The 8953-nt window shown below is 31.1% G+C and carries 8 protein-coding genes; 6 read left to right on the forward strand and 2 right to left on the reverse strand.

Annotated features, from left to right (window positions below):
• Positions 1-220 precede the first annotated feature (220 nt).
• Complete coding sequence (locus HMPREF3267_RS09490) at positions 221-1450, reverse strand: MFS transporter (RefSeq protein ID WP_062078693.1); 1230 nt, start codon at positions 1448-1450, stop codon at positions 221-223.
• A 764-nt stretch (positions 1451-2214) separates the two neighbouring features.
• Here HMPREF3267_RS09490 and HMPREF3267_RS09495 point away from each other — a divergent pair.
• From HMPREF3267_RS09495 to HMPREF3267_RS09515, 5 genes are all read left to right on the forward strand, one after another.
• Complete coding sequence (locus HMPREF3267_RS09495) at positions 2215-3168, forward strand: cation diffusion facilitator family transporter (protein WP_002459680.1); 954 nt, start codon at positions 2215-2217, stop codon at positions 3166-3168.
• Positions 3169-3402: 234 nt separating this feature from the next.
• On the forward strand, positions 3403-3588 hold the full coding sequence (locus tag HMPREF3267_RS09500) for a VraH family peptide resistance protein (RefSeq protein ID WP_002459679.1): 186 nt from the start codon (positions 3403-3405) through the stop codon (positions 3586-3588).
• Positions 3589-3792: 204 nt separating this feature from the next.
• Entirely contained in the window at positions 3793-4572 is a 780-nt protein-coding gene (locus HMPREF3267_RS09505) for a tandem-type lipoprotein (RefSeq protein ID WP_081095658.1), read from the forward strand.
• Between the two features lie 399 nt (positions 4573-4971).
• Positions 4972-6774, forward strand: a complete 1803-nt coding sequence (locus HMPREF3267_RS09510) for a purple acid phosphatase family protein (RefSeq protein WP_062078697.1) — start codon at positions 4972-4974, stop codon at positions 6772-6774.
• A 94-nt stretch (positions 6775-6868) separates the two neighbouring features.
• Positions 6869-7522, forward strand: coding sequence for a hypothetical protein (locus HMPREF3267_RS09515; RefSeq protein ID WP_002493025.1), 654 nt, complete (start codon positions 6869-6871; stop codon positions 7520-7522).
• A 146-nt stretch (positions 7523-7668) separates the two neighbouring features.
• Here HMPREF3267_RS09515 and HMPREF3267_RS09520 read toward each other — a convergent pair whose 3' ends face one another.
• The gene (locus HMPREF3267_RS09520) at positions 7669-8232 is read right to left on the reverse strand and encodes an LOG family protein (RefSeq protein WP_002493041.1); all 564 of its coding nucleotides are present in this window, start codon (positions 8230-8232) and stop codon (positions 7669-7671) included.
• Positions 8233-8503: 271 nt separating this feature from the next.
• Here HMPREF3267_RS09520 and HMPREF3267_RS09525 point away from each other — a divergent pair, with 271 nt between their 5' ends.
• Positions 8504-8911, forward strand: a complete 408-nt coding sequence (locus HMPREF3267_RS09525) for a YjdF family protein (protein ID WP_062078698.1) — start codon at positions 8504-8506, stop codon at positions 8909-8911.
• Positions 8912-8953: the final 42 nt, after the last annotated feature.

Raw genomic sequence — 8953 nt, forward strand, 5'->3', positions numbered from 1 at the left:
TAAGAATTCATTATGAATTCTGTCCCGCTCCCTTATTATTTAATATTGTTAAAACCAACCATTATATGTTTTGCAACTGTTTTTTACAATCAGCTATTGAATCAGAATTATGAGATATTTTTTTGAGAAACAAAGTACTGGCAATACCCAAGTGAATATGATTTTTTATAAAGAATATAGATATTGGCGACGAACTAAGATTCTAATTTTCACAGCATATTTAATGATTTTTAAAAATATGTTTATATTCAATTTTTTCTATTTGGGGCAGTGATCTATATGGTTTAGATAGGTAAAATATAAGGCTGCCGATTATAAATATCAGACCTGTAAGAACAAGCGTATAATCAAGACCTAAATATTTAATTAATACACCACTAGATAAGCTGCCTAAAGGTAAAGTCATTGCAGATATGCTAGTTATTATAGTAGTAATGCGTGCTAATAATTTTTCAGGAGTTACCTTTTGTTGGATTGATACTAGAGAAACGTTACCTATACTAATAGTGATAAATGAGATTGGAAATAACATCATAAAAATAATATTAGGAACATAGTTAATAAATATTAAAAGTAAACCCGAGGATAAATATAAAAATATCAAGATTTTACCATAACCAATATTTACATTCTTTATATAAGGCGCAAGTAATGAACCAACAATTAAACCTAATGAAAGTAAGCTCATTAATAAGCCAAAATAAAATGAACCACCAAGATAATTTGCTTTTAAAGGGATCCAAGTATAAAGAATTCCTAATCCAAAATTAAGAATGGAACTTGATACAGCTATTAAAAGTAATAAAGAATGATATACCTCTTGAAAGCCTTCTTTTAAATTATTTAAATATTTACCTTTATATATAGATTCTGTTTGTGTTACAGGCCATTTTATTAACATAAAAAATAAAGCAGCGATTAAAAATATTAACGAATTACCAAAATATAATGGAATGAAAGAGAGTGTAGCAACAATAATACCACTTAAAGCATTCATGATAACATCTGTACCTTGATAAGCCACACTCATAGCAGAATTTGCTTTAACTAACGCATCATTACTTACCAAAATAGGAATTGCTTTTGACTGTGCTGGATAACCTATTTGCGCACAAAACATAGCGAGTGTCACTAAAATAATTAAAAGATAAACATTTAAGATGCCAACAAAATACAAAAAAGTTATAGTTAATAAAATTAAAAATTGAAGAATAGGTGTTATGATGAGCGTCTTTCTTAAAGCAATGGCATCTACTATAGGCCCAAACAAAAAAGAAATACATATAGGAATCATTAATAATGTATTTGTTAATCCAACTAATACTGAATGATGTGTCCATTGTAAAACTGTCCATGTTGTTGCTACATAATAAAGGCTATCTCCAGCATTAATTAAAATTCTTGCTAAAAGTAGATTGAAAAAAGATTTGTTTTTATGTAAATGTTTCATATTTATCATCCTTAATTATAGTACTTTAATTAAATTATAAGTTTTTTAGTATAAAAATAAAGTATTATTAACAAATTCATCAGTATACAATTAATTAAATTATGGTATAGAAAAAATATTGAATAAACATATATTATGCTATCTAGATGTCCATTGCCTGATTTACAAATAATTTTAACGTTGAATGATAATTTATGTTGTAAGACGCAAGTTCAATAATTCTAATGGCAATGCTCAAATAATTCGATAGATTTAGAGTACGAGTACTTAAGGACGTTGAGAAACTACAAAATGTTTAGTATATTATAGATGTAAATTACATATTTTATAGAAGCTAAATGCCGGTTATATCATACTTAATGAGTATTGTTTTTTATTTATGTTTAGCCTGTGTCGTTTCCATTCCATCGATGATTTTAGGGATTAAGAAGCATAATGAAAGAAAAAAGAATAATTAGAGATAGATATATGTTATATTTTCGATGTATTTATATAAATTCAGTCATGTTGAAATAATTATTTCATGAAATTGCCAACTGAAATATCACGTATATCTTAAATACTTCTTTTCCATAGTTAAGAACAGAACATGCTGTTTCTTTTGCATAAAAGAACTTTGAAAATGTGAACGCTTATGCGTATATTTTTCTATTTTACTAAATATAAAAATATTACTAATTCATGTTACATTTTTTTACAAACATGTAATAATAAAAATAGGGTATTTACAAGAAAGATATTTAGTAAAATAGGGGTTATTTAAAATGGCAAATAATACAAAATATTTTCATCATGTTGAACATAGAAAGTTTCAAAATCATTCTAAATTTACATTATGGTTATCATTAGTTATAACGCTCATCTTTACGATTGTTGAATTTGCGGGTGGTATCTATGCGAATTCTTTGGCGTTACTTTCGGATTCATTTCATATGCTGAGTGATGTCTTAGCTTTAGGGTTATCTATGGTTGCGATTTATTTTGCGAGTAAACCGCCCACAAAAAATTATACTTATGGTTTCTTAAGACTTGAAATTATTGTTGCTTTCCTTAATGGACTGGCTTTAATTGTTATTTCTTTAGGGATTATGTATGAGGGTGTCATGCGTATCATTCATCCAGAACCAGTCGAGAGTGGTGTCATGGTTGTTATTGCTACACTTGGGCTTCTCGTTAATATCATTTTAACGTTGATTTTAGTTAGATCTTTAAAAAAAGAAGACAATATCAATATTCAGAGTGCGCTATGGCACTTCATGGGGGATTTGTTAAATTCTCTTGGTGTTATTGTGGCTGTAGTATTAATTCATTTTACAGGTTGGGAAATCATCGATCCAATCATTAGTATCATTATTTCACTTATCATATTTAATGGTGGCTATAAGATTATAAAAAATGCGTGGAAAGTGCTTATGGAGCGCGTTCCAGAAGGATATAGTTCAGACGAAATTATCGATCATATGAAACGTATTGAAGGTGTTATTGATGTACATGAATTTCATTTGTGGAGCATCACAACGAACCAAAGCTCTCTTAGTGCACATGTGGTTTTAAGTGATAAATATATTAAATCTCCATATGCGACCATTAATAAAGTCTCAGATTTACTTAAAAATAAATATCATTTAGAACATGTCACACTTCAAATTGAAAATATTGAACTCAATCATTTGAATGAAGATTACTTTAAGCAATATCAGGGTGATTCTCAAGACTAATATGGCACGATATTTTATTATTTTCTAAATAGCTGATACATATGTCGTTTAAAAAACAATAATTTAATACTACTACTGTTTCCTATGATATGTTAATAACATGTCAGGTTGACTATCATGAATCAACAGATAAATAGTGAAGAAAGAATTTTGCACGAATCTAATTTATATCATAGAAATTATATGATAGTCTATACATAAATAAGCAGTAAATTTAATATAGGTGGTCTTATAATGAGTATAAAAGAAATGTGGGATTATTTAGTAAATAAAAAGTGGACATCTAAAGATATTGGTATACTTATTTTTTATGTTATTGTCGCAAGTATCTTTGCCACACCAGTACTAGGAATTCCTCTAGGTGTGTTGGCCTTTCTAATTATTAATGAAGATGTTTTGGATGATAATAAAAAGCAATAAAATATTTATATTGGATTAAGAGTTACAGCACTCATGTGTTGTAGCTCTTTTTTTAATTTTCTTTATAAATTAAAAAAAGATGTCAGTGACGTCTTCTTATTTTATAATATAAATATTTAGTTGTCAACATCTCTATATTTTGATAATATAAAATAAAAAAATAAATATAATATACATCGATGGAAGTATAAGGGATGTGAAGACATGTTGCATTCAAAGAAGTTGCTGATATGCTTGCTCGTTTTAACGCTTTTTATTGGAGGGTGTGGCATGAACAACAAAGATAATAATAGAGAAGCTCAAATTAAACGTAGTTTTAATAAAATGTTAAGCATTTATCCGACTAAAAACCTTGAAGACTTTTATGATAAAGAGGGCTTCCGAGACCAAGAATTTGATAAAAACGATAAAGGAACCTGGATTATTAGCTCTGAAATGAATATTCAAATAAAAGGAGACAATTTGAAGTCAAGAGGTATGATTTTATATATAAATAGGAATACTAGAAAAACAAATGGATATTTTGAAATAGATGAAATAAGTGAAGACAAAAAAGGAAGACCACAGAGTAAAGAAAAGAGATATCCAGTAAAAATGGAGCACAACAAAATCATTCCAACAAAACCAATAAATGATAAAAAGTTAAAAGAAGAAATAGAAAACTTTAAATTTTTTGTACAATATGGCAATTTTAAAGATATCAATGACTACGGAGATGGTGATTTTTCATACAATCCCAATGTGCCAAGTTATTCAGCAAAATATCAATTAACTAATGATGATGATAATGTGCGACAGTTAAGAAAAAGATATCATATTCCAACCAATAAAGCACCTAAGTTATTGTTGAAAGGTGATGGCGATTTCAAGGGTTCATCTGTTGGTTATAAAGATATAGAATTTACCTTTGTAGAAAAAAGAGGAGAAAATATTTATTTTACTGATAGTATTAATTTTAATCCAACTGAACATGACGAAAGATGATAATAAAATATTTATATTTGATAAATAAGCTAGAACATCATTATGTTTTAAGCTATGAACTAAATATTGACAGTAGTTGACTGGGTTGAAAATACGCTGATACCAAGCTTTTTCCAATCATAGTCAACCTTGCCGGAGCGGGACTACGAATTCATTATGAATGCTGTCTCGCTCCTTTTTATTATGAACTGTATCCATAAAACAGCTAATACTTTATTAATAGCTGAAAGGCCTAACAATAATTAATATTTATTAGATTATTCTGCATATTAATAGTATATAATTTAATTAATTTTTTTAATATAATAATCATACTAGGTTTACATTCTTTTAAAGTCGTCTTGATATCTTAAATATGTAAGGCGATGTTATTCAATTTAATTTAGGGAGGAATTACAGTTGTATTTGCAAACAAAAAAATCAAAATGGATAAGTGGTATGGCTAGTATGGTTATGGTCTTAAGTATGACTATGTATTGTCCAGGAAATGCTGAAGCAAGTGGTGCGGGACAAGGTCCTGATCAAGCTACAAATCAAAATGAAATTAAAGTGACACAGACTAAACCACATGTTGCACCAATACCTACAAAAAACAGTCCGAACCGAATTATGACAAATTTTAATGGCAATACTCAGAAAGAAATGGGCTTTAGTTGGTATACAACGGATCGGTTCAAAGATGCTAAAGTTTGGGTTTCTGAATCTGGACGTTTTGATGATGCACAAATATTTAATGCTAAACCTAAGAAGGTGAACTCAAAATATCTTGAGCGTGATGATAGTGGTCATTTTATTTTTAAAGATGTACAAAAAGATGATGAAGGTAACGTAATCAAAGATAAAAATGGCAAGGAAAAAGTAAACGGGTATTATACTGATGCAAACGCACATGGCCCAGAATGGACAAGTGGTAATGAACATGGTGAAGCTACGTTAACATCACAAACAGAATATACATATAAAGCAAAAGCAACGGGCTTAAAACCAAATACAAAATATTACTATAAAGTGGGCAGTTTGCAAGGTGGTCAAAGTACTGTTGGACAATTTCAAACATCAGGTAACAAAGGGGATGCCTTTAAGTTTGTTCAATACACAGACACACAAAATGCGTTTTGGAATGAACATGTTAGAAATGAGGCACAATTTGGAGCTGACACATTAAATCAAGCAATTCAAACGGCAGGCAATCCTAATTTTGCATTGCATACGGGGGACTTCGTAGAGACAAGCGAAATTGAAGATGAGTGGACAGATTTATATGATCAATCAAGACCGTCATTTATGTCTTTACCTGTAGCTGCTACAGCTGGGAATCATGATGAACATGCGTTTAATGAAGATGATCCAAAACTATTAGGACAATTTAATCAACACGTCAATGTGCCAAAAGCAAATAATGCAGTTAATGGTGGTTCTTATTATTCATTTGACTATAATGGTGCACATATGGTTGTAGCAAATACAAATGACAATAAGAAATCAAAAGATAATCCAGATGAAAAAGCAATTGGTAAACAACAAATGGCATGGATTAAAAATGATATTAAACAAGCCCGCAAAAAAGGTGCTAATTGGATTATTTTAAACTTGCATAAACCAATGTATTCTAAATCTTATCACGCTTTATCAGATGAAGACATTCAAAAAGTTCGCAACGAACTGACAAAAGAAATTGACGATTTAGACGTTGATTTGGTATTGCAAGGTCATGATCACGTGCTTGCACGCACGCATTCACTTAGACATACCTCAACTAAAAACAGTTTTGTTAATGCTAGAAAAGAAGATGCCAAGCAAATATTAGGCGATGATCATGTTGAATATTATGACAATCCTAAAGGATCAGTGTACGTCTTACCAAATACAGGTGGTACAAAGGCCTATGACGATATTTATGATCGTTCATTAAAACACATCAAAAAAGTAAGACCAGAACTTAAAGGATTAACGCAACGTCAACTGGATCATTATAACAGTTTGTTTGCTGTAGGAAAGCAACCACAAAAGACATCTGCATTTAAAAATAAACATGCAAACAATAGAGATTCTTCAGCACAAAACTTTTCAGTGTATGAAGTTTCAGGCAATAAGTTAAAAGTTAAAATATATCAATTATACGGTGATATTAGTAAAGGGGAACCAAGAGATATTAAATTAATAGATGAGTTTGGAATTAAGAAAGATAAAAACAAACGATAAAGAGCTATTCTTATGAACTAAATCATAAGTTAAGATAATGGACGATGTGACTGTATTTTGAACAGGGTTAGTAAGAATGGAGTGTTAAACTTTGATGACAGGCAAAAGATACATGGCAGTATTACTAACAGTTTGCATGGTATTGACGGCATGTGATAGTCATGGCGATAAGCAAACAGAAGCTTCTGGCACACCACATGTTGAGCATCATGATAAAGAGCGACAACAGTTAAAAAAGGATGTGCTTAAGTGGGCGAATAAACAAGGTGAACAGCATAAGCGGGCCGTTACCAATCGCTATTTTGGTAGTGGAGAGATATCGACTGGTGATTGGTACGCCTTAACCGCAGATGGTCAGCTACAAGTGAGTAATCAAAACAAACCCGGACCCAAGGCATTTAAACTCCATACGCTTGCAGGGTTTGTAACGTATAAATCAGCACATAAGCAAACTGGAATAGATTCTCGTGCCCAAAACTTATCTAATGTAGAGGGTTATGCAAATGTTGCAGATATGTCATATCCCATAACCAAATATTTAATCGCAGATAATGGTAAAGTATATAAATATCAATTTCAGAAACAAGATGATACGAGGTTATCTAGTGGCTTTGCGCCGAAAGATCATAATGACAAAGATCCCAATCTTAGTCCGAATATACAATTTAAAGAAGTAAACAATGCCACAATGAAACAACTTTTGAAGCAGCTAAAGCATAAATATCCACAGTTATTTCGTGAATCATAGCATTAATAAAAGTACGAAGTAATTTAGAAATAGCAAAATCTATGGTGGTCCTAGCACAAATAAATAGAATTCATTTCAATACCACTAAGATGATTATAGCCGTATGATATTTCAAGGTATCTTGATTTTCATACGGCTTAATTATTTCATTTATAAGTTCTAATTTCTGGCGCTTGATAACATTGAATAAATTGTTCCATTTCATTAATATTATCTGAGAATAGCATATGTTGGCGATCTGTTTGACTCAAGAAGCCTTCAGTAACCATATGATCGTAAAAGTGTTGAATATGGTCGTAGTAATTATTAATGTTATAAAAAATACAAGGGTTTTGGTTTTGTCCAATTCTTGACCATGACACAACTTCGGAAATCTCTTCAAGTGTTCCCGGACCTCCAGGAAGTGCAATGCATACATCACCAAGAGATAAGATTTTTTCTTTACGTTCAGACATTGAATTAACAATGATTAATTCATCTAAGCCATTATGGGCTAATTCTCTTTGTTGCAGAAATGTGGGCATGACACCAATTGTTTTACCACCATGTTGTATGACGCTATTTGCAATCGCTCCCATTAAACCTGCATTGCCACCGCCAAAGATAAGCGTATGGTTTTGTTCAGCAATCCATTGACCTAGCTGAATTGCGCCTTCTTTATAAATACCGTTGTGGCCTTCACTCGCACCACAATAGACAATAATATTCACATGTTTCACTCCTAAGAAGTTTCGTTTTTTGACAATAATACATTATAAGTATAGTAAAATGTTTAAGCAATATAAAGCGATATTTTGGATTAAGTGATGCATGAATCATTATTCTGCTCTTTATTAACACCCTAAGTTACGTTATATTGTAACCAGAAATGTAAAAACACAATTGGGTTGGTAGTCCCAATGCAAAGTTTAGCTTTGTCAGTAACCTTCCTCCTCAGGTCGTCCATCATTTCTAATTGCTAAAAATTAGAGGAGGGGTAGCATGGAGCTATCTATATTACATGATGGTCAGTTTTTTATAGGTTTGGTTGAATACCGTAAAGGTCAAAAGGTGAAATTTGTAAAATACACGTTCGGTGTAGAGCCAGATGACGAAGTAGTATTGCAATTTATTACCAATCATTTATTAGCTTGTTTAGATAATGCGGAGGTTGAAATAAATAGCAAACCGCCAAAGAAACACCTTAATCCTAAACGATTACAACGTCGTGTGGCTAAAGAACAAAAACAGCCTAAAGATTTAACAAAAGCACAAATGGCATTAAAAGAAGAACAACAACGGAAGAAAAAGCGCCGTAAACAACGTTACAAAGCAGATAAAGAAGCTGAAAAAGCCTATAAAAGAAGAGTCAAAAGAATTAAAGCAAAAGAAAAACATAAAGGCCATTAATGTGTATTGGGAGCGGGACAGCATTCATTATGAATTCGTAGT

The sequence above is a fragment of the Staphylococcus sp. HMSC62D11 genome, from assembly GCF_001839145.1.
In the GTDB taxonomy this organism is placed as follows: Bacteria; Bacillota; Bacilli; order Staphylococcales; family Staphylococcaceae; genus Staphylococcus; species Staphylococcus lugdunensis.